Genomic DNA, 15,988 nt, shown 5'->3' on the forward strand with positions numbered 1-15,988 from the left:
TCACAGTCTGAAGGTTGGTCAGGCGGCGAGCGGTGTAGACGAACTGCATGCCTGTTCGTAGGCGAGTTCTTCGCGTCCTGCTCGGGTGTATTCGCGGGCTTGTGCCGCTGCCGTGTTGGCTAGAAGGGCGTCTCCGGTGGTTTTCCACCCGGATCCGGCGTAGGTCAAGTCGCCGATAATGAGCGTGGTTTCGTCGTCAAGCTCTTCTTGACGGTCAAAGGCGTCGGGGGCGTAGTCGTTGCCGACGTCTTGGGCACGCCGGTAGCGGACACGTGCGGCGCGTAGAGCGGCGAAGGTGGTGGAGTAGCGGCGGGCTTTGGTGAAGAAGTGCCCGCCGAAGCCGAGCATGTGTGCCCAGCGGCGTAGACCGTCGTATCCGGCATGCTTGGGGTGGCCGAGGTCCCAGCAGGCGGCGATGAGGCGTTCGGTGTGGGTGCCGGTGCGGTTGGCGTATTGCTCGATCGAGGTGTGGTCGAGGCGGCGGGAAGCGTGTCCGGTGGTCTCGGTGCCTTTGGTGGCGTACTTGGCGAGGTAGGCGGCGACCATGACGTCGGTGACGGGATTGTCTCCGCGCAGGCTGAGGGGGCGCACGTCGAGCTGGTCGCCCCAGGCGATGGACCAACCACCGGGCCGTTCGTCGTGTCCTTCGGTGGTGTACCGGGTGACGGTGGCGGCGTGCTGGACCGCGTCTTGCAAGTCGTCGACAGTGAGTTCGGACGGTGGGGTGATGACGGCGGTGGGGTCGTCGGGGTCCAGGCCGTCGAGGCGTAGCAGGGCGTGGAAGTGAACGGCTCCGCGTCGTTGGTATTCGGCTGCTTTGCCGTGGGCGATGCGGATGCGAGGCAAGCCGCGGCGGCGGGCGATGCGGTTGAGGTGGCGTTCCATGGTCTGTTTGGTGCGGCGCCAGAGTTCTCCGGCTTGGTTGTTCCAGATGACGTGGTGGTCGTGGTCGTAGCAGTCCAGGCACAGAGGTTGGCCGATGCGCTGGTCGGTGGCCTCGTGGCGGGCGAAGCAGGCTTGCCGGATGCCGTGGGGGCAGGTGTCGATGATGCGGCGGGCGTGGCAGGGTTCTGGCCGGCAGGTGCACCGGGTCTTGTCGGTGCAGGTGTGGGTGCGGACATGCCGGGTGTGGACGGGTCCGAAGGTGGGGGCGGTGAAGGTGGCGAAGACGGCCGGGTGGGTCGAGACGGACTCGGGGACGCCTTTGCCGCCGGTCAGGCCGGAGCGGACGAGGTGGTAGGCGTCACGGCGGTAGGTTTCGGCGCAGGAGGGGCAGACGGTGGTGCGGCGGTTTCCGCAGGCTTTGTAGATGACGCCGTCCGGTAGGGCCGAGGTGGGCAGCGTGGTCAGGATGACGCCGGTGTGCGCCTCGACGGTGTGGACCTGGCCGTGAAGACGGATGGGGGCGGCGCAGCCGGCGGCGGGCCAGATGTGATCGAGCCAGGTGTGGTAGCCGTCTCCGCCGCGTCTGACGGCACTATCGTGTGCGGTTCCGCAAAGGGTCATCGGGCGTCCCCCAGGCCGAGCAGGGAACTGAGGACGACGACGGCCAGAGGTGGTGGCACGGCGTCGGCGATCTGTCGGAATACCGCTGTGCGTGAGCCGGCGAAGGCATAGTCCGGCGGAAAGCCCTGCAAGGTAGCGGCTTCCGCCGAGGTGAGGTGCCGCCAGCCGTCCGGGTCGTCAAGGTTGCCGAGTTTCCAGGAACGGGTCTTCTCCGTAAGTGCCCAGGCGGGACGATCGGCTGAGAACACGTTGCCTCCAGCGCCGGCTGAGCGGTTGCCACGGGTGCGGACGTGCAGCCCGGGTGGGAGGCCGAGCGCGGTCGCCATGGATCGCCAAACGCTCAGTCCTGGTCCGAACAGGTCAGGTCCGCAGGCGTCGGAAGCGTGTGTGGGGTGCGGCGGTCGGGGCCGGCGATGGGTGTGGGCGAGCAGCAGGGCGCGACGTCGGATTTGGGGCAGACCGTGATCGGCGGCGTTGATCAGTCCGGTCCATGCCTGGTATCCCCGTGATCGGAGGATGGCCGCGATCTGGATCAGCAGCGGGAGGGTCGCTGGAACGTTCTCGATGGCGATCCATTGCGGGGATAGCGCGAGGGCGTAGCGCAGTGGTTCGACGATGAGCAGTGAGCGGGGGTCGTGACAGTGTTCGCGCAGTTCGGCACGGGTGTCTGTTCCGGCGGCGAGGTCGTCGAGGGCTTGTCGACAGATAGGAAGGTCGAGCAGGCCGGCGAGTTTGCCCGCTGCGGAGAAGGTTTGGCAGGGCGAGGAGCCGATCAGTCCGGTGGTGCCGGTGAAGCGAACCGGGTCGAGAGCGGCGACGTCGACGCACAGGGTGGCGTGGCCGGCAGCGGTGCGGGTGGCGCAGGCATCGGGGTTGATCTCTATGCCGAGGTCGGCCAGGCCGAGCAGGTTGAGTGCGTGGGTCCAGCCGCCGGGGCCGGCGAACAGGTCGAGGATGGACGGTCTCCCCGGAGCAGCGCGTAGGGGTTCGGTGTTCGCCCCCGTGCCCGGGAAGGCGGTGGGTTGGTGCCCGTTCTTCCCGGGGACGAGAGCCAGCGTCGAAGAGGCCGACGAGCTGGGGGTCATGGGCGGCCCCCGTGGGTGCCGTCGAGGTGGTGGAGCAGGGCGGTGGCCGTGTCGGTGTCTACGCCGAGGTGTTCGGCGAGGACGGCCGGGGTGACGGGATCTTCGCTGCGTTGCCGGTGAGCGAAGACGGCCATGCGAGCGCCCTGGAGGAGTTCGTCAGGGATGGACGGCACAGGTTCGATCGCGGGAGCCTCGATGCGGGGGACTTCGGCCGTGACGGTGGTGATCGTTTGATTGACGGGCTCGTCAGCTGCGGTGATGTGATCGCGGGTTGGTTTGCCGGCGGGTGTGCCGGACAGGGCGAGTTTGGTCAGGGCGAGGAAGGCCAGGGCCGGGACGGCGCTCAGGAGCCAGCCGGTTGGGCTGCGATCGGCGACCGCGAGTTGTGCGGCGATGGACAGCGCGGCGGCGGCGATGAGGACGACCATCGGGTAGACGACGGAGGTTCCGGCGCGCTTGCGTCGGCGGATTTCCAGGCCGGCGGCGGTGGGGGTGAGTTCGGAGATGATGGCGTTGGCCCAGCCGAACCAGTCGCCGGTGCCGGGGGGAACGTGTTGCATGGTCCAGTCGTGGACGTGGGTGAAGGAGGCGAGTCCGGCCATGCCGCCGATGACGAGCAGGATGATGATCTGGGCGGCGGATTCGAGGCGTGCGGCTCGGTTAGATGGTGACTGCATGGTGGTCTTCCTGAACGTCGTGAAGGTAGGGGATGAGGGGTTGGTGGCAGTCGCCGCAGGTAAATGAGGCGCTGGCAAGCAGGCAGGCGGCGATGCTGCTGATGCGGTTGCAGGCGCAAACGGCGGACACGATGTCGATCGAGAACGGCGCTATGTCCGCTGTGGTGGTGTGATCGTCTGCTGGCTGGTTCCAGCCGGTGACGCGGGGTGTGACGCCGCACAGGGGGCAGGAGCGTGATGCTCCGCCCCGGTTTTTGAGTGATCGTTCGAGGTTGCGTCCGCCGTCCCAGATGCGGGCGACAACGAAGTCGATTCCTGCGGCGGTGATGACTTGCATCAGGCGTGCGCCGGTGCCGTTGCGGTGCTGGTGGAGTCGGCGGTTGAGGTCTCCGGGGGTCCAGCCGATGTAATGGCGGGCGTGCTTGTAGGGCCGGTCGAAGTGCAGGAGGTAGACGGTTCCGCTGGCGCTCATGCGGTCTCACCGCCCCAGCGCTGTTGCGCGGCCTGGCGGGTGATGGTTAAGGGACGGGCGATCTCAGTCCAGGAGTAGCCCTGCGCGCGTAGGCCAGTGACGGCCTGGGCGATGGCGTCGTCGAGTTCGTCAATGAGGGCGATGGCGTCGGCGAGTGCTTCGACGTCACCGGAGGCGATGCGGCGGCCATAGGCGCGGATGGCGCGTCGGAGAAAGGCCGCGTACTGGTCGTTCTCGACGACCCGCCGGGCAGGTTCGGGTGTCAACGTTGCCTTGTCGGTGCAGTCGGTTTCGGGCATGGCGGACTGCACGGTGCAGGTAGGCTGCATGAATCCACGTCCTTCGCTTGATGGGTGGAGTCGTGGGATGCAGGGGCCGGGAAGCTGTAGGAGGCGAGTCCGGCCCCTGTGCTTTGTTCAGGCGTTGCGCGTCATCTGGGTGATGAGCTGCCTGGCGATGTACTCGACGCAGGGGCCGCAGTAGGTGCGGACACCCGTCTTGGGGTGGTCGGGGATGAGCCAGCCCGCGATGGTGCGGATGGTGTGGCGGCAGTGGCAGCGGTCACATTCGAAGATCCACCGCCGGAGGTCCGGGGTGCCGTTGCGGCGATACTGTTTGTGGATCACCAGGGGTGTTCCTTCCAGAGGTTGTGACCAGCTCGCCACGAGGTCAGGCGGCGAGTTGGTGTGTGGGTATGGGTGAGCCGTTGCGGCCGGTACGGCGGATAGCGACGGCGTAGTCAGCGATGTGAGCGATGTCGCTGTCGGTGAGGTAGGCGACCTTGATCTTTCGGGGGGTGCCGCCTTCGGCGATGAGGTAGCACACGCCCTGGCTGGTCGGCAGGATCTCGGTGGCGCTGTAGCCGGAACCGGACCAGCCGTCGCCGAGGATGATGTCGCTGGACCCGGTGGAGGTGCAGCGGAACGCGGCCCGGTAGCCGAACAGGTCGCGCATCGACTTGGGAATGATGTCGACGCTGGGCCTCTGGGTGGCGGCCACGACGATGATGCCGGCGGCTCGGCCGCGAGCGACCAGGTCGCGCAGGAGGGCGATGAATTCGCGTTGCTGGCGCTCGTCGCCCACGGTGGCCGAGAAATAGGCGATCTCGTCGATGATGACGACGATGACGTTGACGTCGTCGTACTGTTCGATCTTGCGGCGACGGCGGGCTGTCAACCAGGAGTAGCGGTTGTCCATGACGCGCTGGAGACGGCGCAGGGTGAGGTTGGCTTCGTCGATGTCGGGGCCGACGAACTTGTCGGCGGCCTGGGCGAGCATGCCGAGTTCGACCTGTTTGCCGTCCAGGAGGACGAGCCGGGTGCGGTCGGCCAGGGCGGCGTGGCAGCCGATGCACTGGATGAGGCCGGACTTTCCGCCGCCCGGTTCACCGGCAGCGAGGAGGTTACGGCCGCTGAGCGGCAGGTAGACCGGTCGGCGCATCTCGTCGATCCCGATGAAGATCGGGTCATACATCGACAGCATCGGCCCTATCGGCACCCCCGCACTGTTAGGCGCGATGGTAATAGTCATGATCGTGTGTCTCTTCCTGTGAGAATGGAGAGGCCGTACGGGATGCCCATAGACAGAGCCCGCACGGATCATCAGAACGGTTAGTTACGGAGTAACCACGCCGTAGTAGGTGTCCGAGGCGTGGACCTTGGCCATCCACTCGTCGGTGATGGCGGTGACGCTGTATTCGACCGGCCCGAAGGCGCGCACGGCGGTGTAGTGACCGCCGTCTACCTTGATTTCGGGGGTGACGCCGAGGACGGCGGCCACGCGGTCGACTTCCGCGCGTTTGGCCTCTTCACTGTCACCGATCACGTTGTTGCCGATGACGCTGTAGTGGACATCGATCTTGGAGTTGACGGGCACGTTCGGGTACCTGTCGAGGAAGTCGGCCAGGGCGCGTAGCCCGTCAATGACCTGAGCTGCAGTGACCGACATTTTGACGACGAGGACGTAGTCCGCGAACTGTGCGGGCAGACACGACATGAGATCTTCGATGGACTGGTATTTCGCCTGTGCTTCGTTGGCACGGCCATGGAACGCGTCGTTGCGAGCGCCCTCGTACAGCGAGCCGATTTCGTTGTTGATCTCAGGGATGTTGGGATCCATCGCGAGTTCCTTCAAGGGATCAGAGGCATGGCGATGCCGGGGGACGGCCAGGCCAGGGAAGTGCTCGGCCGCCCCGCCAGTCGGGTGTGATGAGTACGGCGGAAAGCGGCTACGTCAGTCGATGTAGTCGCTGATGTCTTCCGCGCCGCGTGCGGCCGGGACCGTGGCAGCCGCCCGGGAGGGAGCAGGCTTGTTGCCGTTGTCGGTCCGGCCGTTCTTGGTCGTGTTCTTGCTCGTGTCGTTGACGGACGCTTCGGTGACGTCGTCCAGGTCCAGCCCACCGATTGCCGTGTCGAGGACGAGTGTCGGCTGGTTCAGGATGTCGTCCGCCCCGTTGATCTCGTCGGTGAGGGGGGAGACGACGCGTCCGGTGAGGGCGTCGCGGCGGCTGATGTTGATCCGCACGAGAGCGGAGTTGGACTGCGAGGCGCGCTCGGCGGTGACCTTGTCGGCCCAACACGCGGCAGCGATCTGTTCGAGTCGGCTTTCCAGGTGCGACATGGCCAGGCCGGGGCGAAGCCACAGCCAGACCGATTCACCGATCAGCGTGGGGCGTGCCCACAAGACGAACGGCAGTGAGGCGCGGTTGTTGCCGATGATGAATTCGGCGAAGCAAGTCCGCAGGCGGTGCCGGGAGATGACGCACCAGACGACTTTCATGACGTTGCGGCGGACCTTCGGGAACGCGAACGGGACGACGAGGTTGGCGATGACCACTAGGCGCATGGCCAGACTGGTGTGCTGGGCCAGGACCACGAACCCGTAGACGAGGCCGGCGGCGGTGAGGATTTCCGGCAGCCACCAGACGATGACCCGCAGCACGGGCCAGATGGCGATCACGACGGCGATCGGCAGAGCGACCAGGACGCCGCAGACGGCGCCCAGGATGAGAGCGAGGATCGGGTGCCAGTGGTCCGTCAGGACGGTGGCGGCAAGCAGGCCAGCCACGATGGAGACCACCCAGAAGGCGATTTTGGCGTTACGAGTGTAGGACCGGGAGACGTGATCCTCGATCACCGTGACGGTGCCGCGACGGCCGGAGGCTCGCCGGGAGGAGGAACGGCCGTTATTCTTGGCCATGGGTCGACTTCCTTCCCTTGAGGGATGTCGGTTTGTGGTGAGTGCGGCGGGGCCGGATCTGGGGAGATTGGCGGCCCCGCGCGCAGCCCATACATCAGTGGTGGGCTGAAATTGAGCTACTTCTTCTTGCCGACAATGGTCGGATATCCGCATCCACCAGCGTTAAGTGAGTGCTTAACCTTGACGGGCCTGTCGGCCTTGAGGATGCTCGTGGCGATCTTTCCGGTCTGCTTGCAGCCGTCGCACGTGAAGTCCGTGGTCTCAATCCTCTTCATGAGGACCCTCCTGTACTCGGATTACTTGTGGTTGTGGTTGATCGGGCTGGAGCTGGTCGCTCCGCAGCAGCAGGTGTAGACCTGCTGCGTGGGGGTGTCGTTCGCGCCGTCAGGCCATTGGCCCCGGGTAGGCGAACATGACATGCTGGGTCCTCCTTACGAGGACCGGGCACGCTCTTCTCGTGGTTGGGTAGGCGTGCCCGGGAAATTCCTGGTGATCTTTCGGCTGTTTCGGAGTGATCTCCTACTTGCCGAGTCAGGCCGTTGGCCGGCAGTGATGCCCGGAGATGTCTCCGAGTGGCATCACATTGCGGACACTTCAGGTGGACCGTGAGCGTCTGAAGCTAGGTCAGGCGGACTTGACCGCCGAAACCGTCGCCGCCTTGATCTCCGTTGCGCGAAACGCAACGCCGCTGCGTCCGTTGGTCGACCAGGGCAGGGCCTCCAGCTTGGAGAGAGTGACGACCTGTCCCACCTTCACCTCGGGCCGGATACCGGCCGTAGTGACAGCGAGAACCTCGCCACCGTCCTCGTCCAGGACGAACACCTGCGTCGACCACATCGGACGGCCCGTGTCGCGCTCGGTCTTCTGACGACCGTTCTGGTCGGTCTTCTCGACCGACTCCTTCGACACCGTCACCTGCTTGTTGCTCGTGTCCACGTAGAGCTTCATGGAGCCCTTCCCTTCGATGTAGGACCGCACCGCCTCTCGGTGCGCCGTCCCTTAGAGGTAGCTCTATTAAGCAATGATGGTCGGAGCTTGTCAATAGAGCTACCTCTATCATGCCTGGATGGGTTGATTGGACGGATACCGCTACCCTTATTGGGAAGTTGATGAGTGGAGGTATGGACATGGCTGTTGGCTACCGTGAGCTGGCCGAAGTCCTTCGTGGGGGCATCCTGCGGGGCGACTATCCAGCGGGAGAGACCCTGCCTAAGCAGGAGGACATAGCAGCGCAGTACGGGGTGAACATCAAGACTGTCCGTCATGCCGTCGGGCTACTCGAAGCTGAGGGACTCGTCACGGCTGTACGGCGTAGGGGAACTGTGGTCCGTGAGCGTCCGCCCATGAAGCGCTTGGGTGTTGAGCGTTACGCCAAGAGCAAGTGGAAGTTCAGTGGCCTCGTCGCGTTCGCTGCCGACCGGGAGGCATCCGGTCGAAAGTGGAGCCTCACTGACCAGACGCAGAAGGTGCGCATGGTCGAAGCGGACCCCGAGGTTGCCGAGGCGTTCGGCCTACAGGAAGGTGCCCCCGTTTATGAACGTGCGCGGCTCGTCAAAGAAGGGGACTCGCCAACCCACACCTTGACGAGCTACTACCGCCCGGAGGATGTGGAGGGAACGCCACTCGTCGATCCAACGCCGGGGCCTGCCGGCCGAGGAGGTGGGTTTGCTGTTCTAACGCTGCAAGGGCTGGAGCCACACAGCATGGCCGAAACCGTCTATGCGCGCATGCCCACGCCCGACGAGGCGGAGCTGCTCGAACTTCCCTCCGGTGAACCAGTCATGATCCTTCAGCGACGCACCTTCACCAGAGACGGCCAGTTGGTCGAGTTCGCGCGAGGCGTTCATGCTGCGTCCCGCTTCGCGTGGTCCTACACGTTTGAGATCCCTGATTAAGGCAGAGTGGGAGCATGACTAGTAGCGCCTTTGTACCCGACAGCCTCAAAGCTGATGTCGAGACCTTGTGGGACTACCACGACATGCACCATGTCGTTCGTCCGGCTGACGTAGGTATTGGCCTTGGGAGTCATGACCTCGGGGTCGCTACCTTTACCGCCGATCTCTACCACCAGAAGATGTTCCCGCTGATCGTCTTCACAGGCGCCAATGCTCCCACAACAATTAGCAGATTCCCCCGTGGGGAAGCCGTCCATTACAAAGATCACGCTATGGAACTTGGCGTCCCTGGTGACGCCATCCTGGTTGAGCCGCAGGCGACAAATACTGGAGAGAATTTCACCTACACCCGCGACCTCCTGGAGAAGCAAGGGATAGCCGTCACATCAGCGGTCCTTATTTCTCGCCCGTACCAGCAGCGACGCGCCTACGCAACGTGTAAGAAGCTATGGCCTGAGATCGATGTAACCTGTGCATCGCTTCCCCTATCCCTGGACAACTACGTGGTGAGCATCGGCGATACAGATCGCGTGATCAACATGCTGGTTGGCGACACTCAGCGAATCACTGAATACGCCAAGAAGGGCTTTGCCATCGAGCAGCCATACCCGGATGAAGTCGATGCCGCCTTCCAACGCTTGATTGATGCGGGATACACGAGCCGTCTTATCTGACGAAGCTACCAACCTCGCCCGGTCCGCTCTGTGAGAAGTTTCTGTACGTCTTCAAGGCGGCCCCAAGGGGCCGCACGCGCCGCCGACCAGGGGCCTGCCCCACAGGGCAGCCGCTCGGGGACCCCGCCGCCAAGAGGCGCAAGCGCCAGGCGGCACCCCGGCGGTTTCAGCCCCGGCCGGCGGCGCGGACGAGTGGATGGGGCCGCCTTGAGACTGTACAGATCTGATCACAGGGGGCGCACTTCTCAGGCCACGGGGACGAGCTGGTCAGCGCACGCGCTCGCGATCACGAGGCTGGCCTCTGGCCGGGTACGGATGACCGTGGAAACGTCGTGGGCTCTCCCCCCCGCCCCCGCTGCCCGAGGATTCGCGGGCCACCAGAACCTGTCAAGGCAGGCTGTGGCCGTTGGAAGCACAGCGGGCGTGGAACCTCACGGGGCTGACGTACACGCGAAGCCTGCCTTGACAGAACCTGGCGTCCAGTCGCGATCCTTGGTCAGCTAGCGGGGGCGGGGGGAGAGTGGGGCGTGCGACGGGGGAAGGAACGCCCCACTCGTGTCGTCGTGAGTCTGAGTGACAAACTGAGTGACATCGAAGATGCCCGCAGCGACCCAACAATGCACTACAGTGCACACGATCAGGCGGATTGACCAGCCAACACTCAAGGTCCAGCGATCAATATGAATGCTTCGCATCGAAGGGGTCAGGGGTTCGAATCCCCTCATCTCCACCCAGGGCCGTTCTTGAGACGGCTGGACTGAAGTTGACGGGATCCCGTCTGATCGTTGAGATCGGGCGGGATCTTGTCGTTTCAGGGGTTTCCGAATCGGGTTCGTCCTGGTTTGGGAGCCGCGGAGCAGGTGTCTGGGAAGGCCCAGGTGGTGTCAGGCCGCTGGTGGAGGACCGAGATCCGGCCGTTGGGCATGGCGAAGCCGACGGTGAGCTGGGCGCTGCGACAGGGTGGCGGGTTTTGCGGCTTATGGGGCGGGTGGTGGCCTGCTCTGGCCTGCGGGTGGCGTGCCGTCGAAGGGCTCGGCTGGAGTCTGCGGAGTGTCGGCCGGTGTGATCGGCTCGTCTTGGGGCTGGTGGGTGTGGCGCCACTGGTCGAGGAAGTGGTCGTTGGCGACGGTGACGAGCAGCGCGACCAGGATGGTCTGGGCGACGCGGCCGTGGGCGAGCCGGTTCTTCGGATCACCCAGGTCGAGGTCGTGGCCCTTGAGACGGCCGTTCAGCCCCCCGCCATCGCCCTGGCGGTGGAGTACGTCCCTCGCCACGAGGGGCTGAGGTAGGGCAGATCCTGGCGGAACTTGTCGAGGTGGCCGAGGTCGGCGGGGTGCAGGGTGATGGTGTGCTGGTGGCAGATCTTCGGCAGTTCGCCGCTCTTGTGGTCGGGGGTCGGAGGCAAGACGCGGGGTTTGGCCGCGGGGTGGGCGGCGCGTTGCCGGGTGTCGGTGAGGTCGACCGCGGTGGGCCGGCTGGGTTCGCGCTGGTGGAGGCGGTCGAAGCGGGGGCAGGTCAGCGATGGGGAGGTGCCTGCTGCCGGGCACTGGAAGCGGACGGCGCCGTCGGTGTTCGGGCTCTGCTTGAGGCGCAGCAAGTACGGCTCTCGCGCGCTGATGAGCGCGTTGAGTTCGTCCGAGGGTGTGCGGATGGCGGCGTCGTCCAGACCGGTGGTGGCCTGGGCGAGCCGGTCGGGCGTCAGCGGGCAGGCCAGGGAGTCGTCGATGAGCAGGGCGCCGTGGGTGCTGCCCTGCACTCCCGGGATCATCAGTGGCAGGTCTCTTGATAGGTCAATTCTGGAATGTGTTCTTTCCACTCGGCAGGGGAGAGGTCGCCATCCCGGCGGCAGATCGTGGCGACAGCGGCGTCCGGATCGACGGTGATCTCACGCAAGGCCCCGTCGGCGGTCGAGATGAGGAGAGCGGTCCGGTTGAATGCCGCCGCCGATGCCGGCTGAGTGGTGAAGCTGATCGGTGAGGCGATCCGCTGATATGTCCGCCAGTCCCATAACTGGATGCCGAACCGGCCTTCCCTGGGGATGGTGGCAAGTAGTCCGCCCTGCGGGTAAGGGACAAGAGCGTCGATCGATGCCAAGTGTGCCGTTAGCGGCGGGGACAGGCGCCTGCGCAGTGCGGTGTCCCAGAACGTCATACGCCCGTCCATGTCGGCAATCGCGGCCTTGTTTTCGATGAAGAGAATCCTTCCCTCGGCGCGGGCGTCAGAGGAGTGCTGGCGCATCTCTCCGGTGGCCGTATCGACCAGGATTCGCCCCTTGCTGGATCTGCCCACGAGCAACCGGCGCCCGTCGGGCTCGAAGATCAGCTTCTCTGACCCCGCACCGGCGACGGTGCGGATCCATCGTCTGGCTGTCAGGTTCCACAGCTCCAGATCGTCGAAGTCGAGGCCATCGGGCGCCTCTTCGTCATCCGGGTGCGCGCTGAGGGGAACGACCGCGACGGTCCTGCCGTCGGGGGAGAAGGCCATGGACAGGACTCCGACGGCTCTCTGTCTCCGGACGCGCAATGAGCCGATGTTGCGGCCGTTGGTGGCGTCCCACAAGGTCACCACGGGGGACGCGGGGTGGATGAGCGCGAGCGTGCGCCCGTCGGGACTGAACACCGGGGAGTACGCCGTCTTCGCAGGGTCGTTCTCCGGGAGGTCCTCGACGGGGAGCGGGCCGCTGACGGGTTTTCGCGCGGCGACATCCCAGATGCGCACCTCCGGCCTGCCTTTTCGGCGATTCGCCGTCACCAGGAAGCGGCCGTCAGGGCTGAACAGCCGCTTGCCGCTTCCCGGCGCGAGTACCTCAGATGTGTAGGGGGAGATGTCCAGGACATTCACCGTGCCGAACTGGCCGATCACCCGGAGAAGGCGGCCATCCGGCGAGATACGGGGATCGGCTTTCGCGACGTCGGCAAGAACTGAGGAGTCCAACAACAGCATGCCGTTGTCCACCCGCCACAGACTCACCCAGTTCTCGGTCGGCATACCGGTCAGGAACCGGCCGTCGGGGCTGAACCGCACACGTTCCACAGCCGGAAACAGCGGGTCGATGGCCTCCTTGCCCGAGGAGAGGTCGAACAGCCGGATCCCGTCGTTGTTGGTCGAGACGGCCAAGAGCTTCCCGTCTGGACTGAACTCGCCCTCCATGGCGGTTTCCGGTAGCCAGGGGGCCCGGAGCGGTTTGCGCTGCTCAATGTCCCAGAGCTCCACCCTTCGCCCCGAGCTCGACCTGCTGCCAGGGGCCGGTGCGGTGGTCGTCGGTTCCTGGGCCTCCGCCGGGATGACCAGGGCCAGCCGACCGTCCGGACTGATGGCGTTGACCGGTTCGTCGAGCACGCGCGTTCGGTCCGCGATGCTCCAGGCCTCGTTCACCTTGTCGCGGACCCCGAGGAGGAAGCGCCCGTCCGGGCTGAACTCCGCAGGGTCGAGATGGGGGAATGCCACGCCGAGGTCCGTCAGGCCTCTGGCGCCGACGGTCCACAACTGTGCGTTGGTCCCGTCGTTCACCGCCAGCGTACGGCCGTCAGGACTCCATACCACTTCTGTGGCAGGTTGCCCCAGCCATCTGGCGCTGACGACCTCCTTCTTCGTGGCCAGGTCGAGCACGCGCAGGGCGCCCGGCTCGGCCGCCGTACCGGATGTGTAGACGGCCAGCCTGGTGCCGTCCACGCTGAGCCCCTGCACCAGGTCCGTCGCGTCGTACGGAGCGGTGACGACATCCACCAGGGGCAGCGCCATGGAGTCGATAAGCTCGACTCTGGCCTCGGGGACCCGGGCGATCCGCCAGGCCGCGGCGCTCAACCGGCGGGCCAGCTTCGGGTCGCTCATCCGCAGAGCTGACGCGCGCCTGGCGACCAGCCGGGCCGTCGCCTCCGCCAGCTGGTCGTCCGCCAGGCCGGCCTGCCGGATGGCGACTCCCGCCGCGACCATGGAGGCGACCAGCAGGACCACCAGGGCGGCCGAGACGGCGACTCGCCTGCGAGAGGTACGCCGAGCCTGTGCCGCGCTCGCGTCGATGAAGTTCCGCTCCAGCGGCGTGAGGTCGTCGCGGTCGCCAGGCTCGACGAACAGCTTGTCGACGACGGCCAGGCGGGTGCCCCGGTACAGCAGCCCGGCGTCCCGGCCATGCGCCTCCCACGCTTCGGCCGCGTCGGTCAACTGCCGATGTGCGCGCAGGCGATCGCGTCCTTCGTCCACCCATCCACGCAGCCGCGGCCACGACTCGATCAAGGCCTCGTGCGCGATCTCCACGGTGTCCTGGTGCAGCGTGAGCAGCCTGGCCCCGGCCAGCCGTTCGATGACCAGCGCGGTGTCCGCCTCCCCGTACGGGTCCAGCTCAGCCCGGTCAGCGGGACGGCGGGTGTTCTGCGCCTGCTCGCCCGGATGGATCAGCCTGAGCAGCACCCGCCGGGCGATCCTCGCCTGTTCCTGCGACAGGCCGGCATAGAGCTGCTCCGCGGTATGGCTGATCGCGCCATGGACTCTGCCCACGCTCTCGTAGGCGTCCAAGGTCAGCATCTTGCCCGTACGGCGGCGCCAGACCTCCCGCAGCGCGTGCGACATCAGCGGAAGCGCCCCCGGCTCGTCGGCGACGTCGGCGACGATCTCGGCCGTCAGCGCTCGCTCCACCGTCAACCCCTCGGCCATGGCCGGCCGGACGATCGCCTCCCGCAGCTCTTCCTGGTGCATCGGCCCCACCAGCAGGTTGGCCTCACGCAGGGCCGCGGTGAGCTCGCGGTGCTCGGCGCACCGCCCGTAGAAGTCGGCGCGCACCGCTATCACCACTTTCATCCGGCTCCGTGGTTGCCGCGCGCCGAGCAGCAGGTCGATGAACTGCCACCGTTCGCGCTGGTCCCGGCAGAGCGTGAACAACTCCTCGAACTGGTCGACCACGATCAACCTGTCGACGTCGCCCTCGCCCGCAAGGAGCCGATCGGCGTGCCGCATCGGATGCTCGCCTGGCGTGAGGACCAGGCTCCGCCCAGCGGGCCGTACGGCGGGCACGAGCCCGGCACGCAACAGGGACGACTTGCCGCTGCCCGAAGGGCCGAACACCGCGGCGAACCGATGCCGTCGAAGCAACTCGTGCAATTCCTCGACGAGCCGCTCCCGTCCGAAGAAACGACCGGAATCGTCCGTGCCGTAGGGAGCCAGGCCCAAGTACGGCCCGGCGGCGCCGTCGTCGCCCGCCCGCTGGCGGGCCAATTCGTCAGCGACCTGCTGCCAGTGGCGCTCCCATTCGCAGACGTTCCCGCCGCAGGCTTCCACGAAGGCGAGAACGACGGGCAGGGAAGCCAGGCGCTCACCCGCCGCCGCTTGCGACAGCGTGGTGACCGAATAACCCGCACGCTTGGCCATGGCCCGATAAGTGAGTCCGCCCGCCTCCTGGCGCAGTTTGCGTAACTCGCAGGCGAAGCGTTGAACCGGCCCCGCTGCCGGGTCCACCGGACTTTCGCGACGGCCCACCACCGCTACGGGACTCCCTTCGCTGGACGACGAAGACGATTCGAATGCGCTCGCTGATCACATCACCTGATTGCCCCGGCTCGCCAATCGCGTGCGTGGCGAACCTGAATCCTTGTGCGCGCAAGCGTGCCGGTCGATCGGTGTCAGGAGCCGCGGGGGGAGGCACGGAGAGGATCCAGCCGCCCAGAAAAGCATTGTTTTCCTGCCTGATGAGGGGTGCCGAACAATCGTGACGTCACGATCCTGGAGCCACAGGCCTCGGCGGGCAAGTGGTCACGGGACCGCCTGCCGACGGGAGCGGCACACGGACGTGTCACCTCCCCGGCTGCTTGCGGAACGGGACCGGCGAGCGCTGACGATCGCGATCGGGCTCGTGATCCCACCTCCCTTGATCGACCACCCGAGAAAGGACAACCATGCGCGCGAGCTCCAAGACCGCCGCCGTGGTCGCGACCGCACTGACCGTGCTGTCCCTGCCAGCCGCCGTGTCCGCTCAAGCCGCCGTGGCCTCCGCCGCGCCCGGCGGGGCGTACGTCAACGGTGCGACCGGCATGTGCCTGGCCATCGGCCGGGGAGAGGTCAAGGCCGGCAAGCCGGTGATCCAGTGGCCCTGCATCGGGAGTAAGTCGCAGCGCTGGATCCACCGGTCCGACCGCCGGCTTGTGAACGTCAAGACCGGGCTGTGCCTGGCCATCGGGCGCGGCGAGAAGAAGCAGGGGAAGGTCGCGATCCAGTGGCCGTGCACGGACGGCGGACTGGCGCAGGAGTGGGTCTACGACGGTATGCAGCGGCTCCGGAACAGAGCCACGGGCATGTGCCTCGCCATCGGGCACGGCGAGAAGCGCGCGGGCAAGAAGGCGATCCAGTGGCCCTGCGAGCCAACCTCCGAGCAGGCATGGTTCCGGCGCTGACCCTTCCCGCGCACGGCCCGCCCACAGGGGCGGCGGGCCGAAGTCACGGTTGCTTCGCCTGGTTCCCACAACCTCGAACCGACTACGAAAGGTGCACGCAT

General features: G+C 66.2%; 17 protein-coding genes and 1 pseudogene. 4 read left to right on the top strand and 14 right to left on the bottom strand.

Annotated features, from left to right (window positions below):
* Positions 1 to 18: 18 nt before the first annotated feature.
* The 11 genes from ACIBQ1_RS10200 to ACIBQ1_RS10250 all read right to left on the bottom strand — a co-directional run bounded on the left by ACIBQ1_RS10200 (position 19) and on the right by ACIBQ1_RS10250 (position 7,886).
* The gene (locus tag ACIBQ1_RS10200; protein ID WP_397276158.1) at positions 19 to 1,506 is read right to left on the bottom strand and encodes a replication initiator; all 1,488 of its coding nucleotides are present in this window, start codon (positions 1,504 to 1,506) and stop codon (positions 19 to 21) included.
* On the bottom strand, positions 1,503 to 2,591 hold the full coding sequence (locus tag ACIBQ1_RS10205) for a DNA cytosine methyltransferase (protein WP_397276160.1): 1,089 nt from the start codon (positions 2,589 to 2,591) through the stop codon (positions 1,503 to 1,505). The genes ACIBQ1_RS10200 and ACIBQ1_RS10205 overlap by 4 nt, the downstream gene beginning before the upstream one ends.
* On the bottom strand, positions 2,588 to 3,268 hold the full coding sequence (locus ACIBQ1_RS10210) for a hypothetical protein (RefSeq protein WP_397276162.1): 681 nt from the start codon (positions 3,266 to 3,268) through the stop codon (positions 2,588 to 2,590). The genes ACIBQ1_RS10205 and ACIBQ1_RS10210 overlap by 4 nt, the downstream gene beginning before the upstream one ends.
* The gene (locus ACIBQ1_RS10215; protein WP_397276164.1) at positions 3,252 to 3,740 is read right to left on the bottom strand and encodes a hypothetical protein; all 489 of its coding nucleotides are present in this window, start codon (positions 3,738 to 3,740) and stop codon (positions 3,252 to 3,254) included. The genes ACIBQ1_RS10210 and ACIBQ1_RS10215 overlap by 17 nt, the downstream gene beginning before the upstream one ends.
* Positions 3,737 to 4,039, bottom strand: coding sequence for an ECF-type sigma factor (locus ACIBQ1_RS10220; protein ID WP_397276165.1), 303 nt, complete (start codon positions 4,037 to 4,039; stop codon positions 3,737 to 3,739). Before ACIBQ1_RS10220 ends, ACIBQ1_RS10215 begins: the two co-directional genes overlap by 4 nt.
* 117 nt (positions 4,040 to 4,156) lie before the next feature.
* Entirely contained in the window at positions 4,157 to 4,366 is a 210-nt protein-coding gene (locus ACIBQ1_RS10225; RefSeq protein ID WP_397276167.1) for a hypothetical protein, read from the bottom strand.
* Between the two features lie 43 nt (positions 4,367 to 4,409).
* Positions 4,410 to 5,222 carry an FtsK/SpoIIIE domain-containing protein gene (locus ACIBQ1_RS10230; protein ID WP_397276169.1) on the bottom strand — a complete coding sequence of 271 codons (813 nt, stop codon included), beginning with the start codon at positions 5,220 to 5,222 and terminating at the stop codon, positions 4,410 to 4,412.
* A gap of 132 nt (positions 5,223 to 5,354) precedes the next feature.
* On the bottom strand, positions 5,355 to 5,858 hold the full coding sequence (locus ACIBQ1_RS10235) for a hypothetical protein (RefSeq protein ID WP_397276171.1): 504 nt from the start codon (positions 5,856 to 5,858) through the stop codon (positions 5,355 to 5,357).
* Between the two features lie 114 nt (positions 5,859 to 5,972).
* Positions 5,973 to 7,091, bottom strand: coding sequence for a hypothetical protein (locus tag ACIBQ1_RS10240; RefSeq protein ID WP_397276173.1), 1,119 nt, complete (start codon positions 7,089 to 7,091; stop codon positions 5,973 to 5,975).
* Positions 7,055 to 7,213 carry a hypothetical protein gene (locus ACIBQ1_RS10245; protein ID WP_397276174.1) on the bottom strand — a complete coding sequence of 53 codons (159 nt, stop codon included), beginning with the start codon at positions 7,211 to 7,213 and terminating at the stop codon, positions 7,055 to 7,057. Before ACIBQ1_RS10245 ends, ACIBQ1_RS10240 begins: the two co-directional genes overlap by 37 nt.
* 349 nt (positions 7,214 to 7,562) lie before the next feature.
* Positions 7,563 to 7,886: a hypothetical protein gene (locus tag ACIBQ1_RS10250; RefSeq protein WP_397276176.1), complete on the bottom strand. Its 324-nt coding sequence runs from the start codon at positions 7,884 to 7,886 to the stop codon at positions 7,563 to 7,565.
* A 179-nt stretch (positions 7,887 to 8,065) separates the two neighbouring features.
* Here ACIBQ1_RS10250 and ACIBQ1_RS10255 point away from each other — a divergent pair.
* The 3 genes and pseudogenes from ACIBQ1_RS10255 to ACIBQ1_RS10265 all read left to right on the top strand — a co-directional run.
* Positions 8,066 to 8,254 (top strand): annotated as a pseudogene (locus ACIBQ1_RS10255) (winged helix-turn-helix domain-containing protein); the annotation flags it as partial.
* 27 nt (positions 8,255 to 8,281) lie between these two features.
* On the top strand, positions 8,282 to 8,833 hold the full coding sequence (locus tag ACIBQ1_RS10260) for a GntR family transcriptional regulator (RefSeq protein ID WP_397276748.1): 552 nt from the start codon (positions 8,282 to 8,284) through the stop codon (positions 8,831 to 8,833).
* Between the two features lie 14 nt (positions 8,834 to 8,847).
* Positions 8,848 to 9,507 (top strand): YdcF family protein, encoded by a 660-nt coding sequence (locus tag ACIBQ1_RS10265; RefSeq protein ID WP_397276178.1) that lies wholly within the window; start codon positions 8,848 to 8,850, stop codon positions 9,505 to 9,507.
* Between the two features lie 977 nt (positions 9,508 to 10,484).
* On the opposite strand, the gene ACIBQ1_RS10270 is transcribed toward ACIBQ1_RS10265, so the two are convergent.
* The 3 genes from ACIBQ1_RS10270 to ACIBQ1_RS10280 are packed head-to-tail and all read right to left on the bottom strand — an operon-like array spanning position 10,485 to position 14,979.
* Complete coding sequence (locus ACIBQ1_RS10270; protein WP_397276180.1) at positions 10,485 to 10,781, bottom strand: hypothetical protein; 297 nt, start codon at positions 10,779 to 10,781, stop codon at positions 10,485 to 10,487.
* Complete coding sequence (locus tag ACIBQ1_RS10275) at positions 10,736 to 11,263, bottom strand: hypothetical protein (RefSeq protein WP_397276182.1); 528 nt, start codon at positions 11,261 to 11,263, stop codon at positions 10,736 to 10,738. The genes ACIBQ1_RS10270 and ACIBQ1_RS10275 overlap by 46 nt, the downstream gene beginning before the upstream one ends.
* 11 nt (positions 11,264 to 11,274) lie before the next feature.
* Positions 11,275 to 14,979, bottom strand: coding sequence for a helix-turn-helix domain-containing protein (locus tag ACIBQ1_RS10280; protein ID WP_397276184.1), 3,705 nt, complete (start codon positions 14,977 to 14,979; stop codon positions 11,275 to 11,277).
* A gap of 413 nt (positions 14,980 to 15,392) precedes the next feature.
* Here ACIBQ1_RS10280 and ACIBQ1_RS10285 point away from each other — a divergent pair, with 413 nt between their 5' ends.
* Complete coding sequence (locus ACIBQ1_RS10285) at positions 15,393 to 15,887, top strand: RICIN domain-containing protein (RefSeq protein WP_397276186.1); 495 nt, start codon at positions 15,393 to 15,395, stop codon at positions 15,885 to 15,887.
* Positions 15,888 to 15,988: the final 101 nt, after the last annotated feature.

Origin of the sequence: Nonomuraea sp. NPDC050153 (assembly GCF_044460125.1) — a bacterium.
Taxonomy (GTDB): Bacteria; Actinomycetota; Actinomycetes; order Streptosporangiales; family Streptosporangiaceae; genus Nonomuraea.

Excerpts from the sequence above, each read along its gene's own strand:
- ACIBQ1_RS10205 (WP_397276160.1), bottom strand. The coding sequence starts at position 2,591 with ATGACCCCCAGCTCGTCGGCCTCTTCGACGCTGGCTCTCGTCCCCGGG.
- ACIBQ1_RS10210 (WP_397276162.1), bottom strand. The coding sequence starts at position 3,268 with ATGCAGTCACCATCTAACCGAGCCGCACGCCTCGAATCCGCCGCCCAG.
- ACIBQ1_RS10250 (WP_397276176.1), bottom strand. The coding sequence starts at position 7,886 with ATGAAGCTCTACGTGGACACGAGCAACAAGCAGGTGACGGTGTCGAAG.
- ACIBQ1_RS10220 (WP_397276165.1), bottom strand. The coding sequence starts at position 4,039 with ATGCCCGAAACCGACTGCACCGACAAGGCAACGTTGACACCCGAACCT.
- ACIBQ1_RS10240 (WP_397276173.1), bottom strand. The coding sequence starts at position 7,091 with ATGCGGATATCCGACCATTGTCGGCAAGAAGAAGTAGCTCAATTTCAG.
- ACIBQ1_RS10235 (WP_397276171.1), bottom strand. The coding sequence starts at position 5,858 with ATGGATCCCAACATCCCTGAGATCAACAACGAAATCGGCTCGCTGTAC.
- ACIBQ1_RS10200 (WP_397276158.1), bottom strand. The coding sequence starts at position 1,506 with ATGACCCTTTGCGGAACCGCACACGATAGTGCCGTCAGACGCGGCGGA.
- ACIBQ1_RS10215 (WP_397276164.1), bottom strand. The coding sequence starts at position 3,740 with ATGAGCGCCAGCGGAACCGTCTACCTCCTGCACTTCGACCGGCCCTAC.
- ACIBQ1_RS10260 (WP_397276748.1), top strand. The coding sequence starts at position 8,282 with ATGAAGCGCTTGGGTGTTGAGCGTTACGCCAAGAGCAAGTGGAAGTTC.
- ACIBQ1_RS10245 (WP_397276174.1), bottom strand. The coding sequence starts at position 7,213 with ATGAAGAGGATTGAGACCACGGACTTCACGTGCGACGGCTGCAAGCAG.
- ACIBQ1_RS10230 (WP_397276169.1), bottom strand. The coding sequence starts at position 5,222 with ATGCTGTCGATGTATGACCCGATCTTCATCGGGATCGACGAGATGCGC.
- ACIBQ1_RS10285 (WP_397276186.1), top strand. The coding sequence starts at position 15,393 with ATGCGCGCGAGCTCCAAGACCGCCGCCGTGGTCGCGACCGCACTGACC.
- ACIBQ1_RS10265 (WP_397276178.1), top strand. The coding sequence starts at position 8,848 with ATGACTAGTAGCGCCTTTGTACCCGACAGCCTCAAAGCTGATGTCGAG.